Annotated in this window: 1 protein-coding gene; it reads right to left on the bottom strand. The window is 59.9% G+C overall.

What is annotated here, in order from left to right; all coding sequences use genetic code 11:
- Window positions 1-9 precede the first annotated feature (9 nt).
- Window positions 10-1,056 carry an IS630 family transposase gene (locus ACYZGB_RS22770; protein ID WP_462391264.1) on the bottom strand — a complete coding sequence of 349 codons (1,047 nt, stop codon included), beginning with the start codon at window positions 1,054-1,056 and terminating at the stop codon, window positions 10-12.
- Between the last annotated feature and the right edge of the window lie 50 nt (window positions 1,057-1,106).

Raw genomic sequence — 1,106 nt, 5'->3', positions numbered from 1 at the left:
TCCACTGAATCATTGAAATTGGCGGTATCGGCGCTGCGGATCGTCGTGCTTCCACTTGATGGGCTTGGGGTCTTTGTTGTAGTGGCGGATATAGCGCATGAGCTTCTTGTCCAAGTCTTTTACCGAGGTGAAGATGCCCCTGCTGATGACGTCGCGCTGGATGCGCGCAAACCAGTTCTCGACCTGGTTGAGCCACGATGAGTAGGTGGGGGTGTAGTGGATCTGCACGTTCGAATGCTCTGCGAGAAACTCCTGCACCAGCGCCGTCTTGTGGCTGCTGACGTTGTCGCAGATGACATGTATCTCGCGGCCCTGTGGCTGGCTGGCGATGACATCGCCCAGGAAGCTCACGAACTGCTCGCTGGTGTGTCGCGCCGCTGTCATGCCCAGCACCTCGCCGGTGGCGGTGTTCAGCGCAGCGAACAGGCTGAGCGTGCCATTGCGCTTGTACTCAAAGCCGTGGCTCTGGGCGCGACCCGGCGCCAGTGGCAACATCCGGTCTTTGCGATCAAGCGCCTGGATGGCGGTCTTCTCGTCCACGCAAAACACTGCTGCATGAGCAGGCGGACTCAGATACAGGCCGATCACATCCGCAGCTTTGAGCTCAAAGTCTGGATCGTTGGAGATAAGGTGACACTCCAGCCGATGCGGCTGCAAGCCATGTTTGCGCCAGATGCGTTGCACGGCAGAGAACGAGACATCGCCCAGTTCGGCAGCCAGCTTGCGACTGCTCCAGTGCGTGGAGCCATCCTTGGGTTTGTGCTTGAGTGTCCTGTTGAGCACCCGGGCTTGCAGCTTGGCCACCGAGCGCACAGGCGCGCGACCGGGGTGAATCGATACCAGCCCCGCAAGCCCTTGCTGCTCAAACGCCGTGCTCCAGCGGGTCACGAAAGCATCATTGCAGGCGAGCTTGGTGCGGATGTCCACCCGGCGCTCGCCGTCTGCCCAAAGCAGCACGCAGCGCGCTCGTCGGGTCAGGGCCGCGCTGGCGCTTCGCTTGCGGACCAATGCCTCCAATTGGTCACGCTCGTCTGTCGTTAAGTTCATCCTGTGCATACCTTCGAATATGGAGTGCATGCAGCCAATTTCAATGATTCAGTGGACTA

This window comes from Acidovorax sp. Q11 (assembly GCF_054950075.1).
This window is presented reverse-complemented; position numbering and strand designations above follow the sequence as displayed.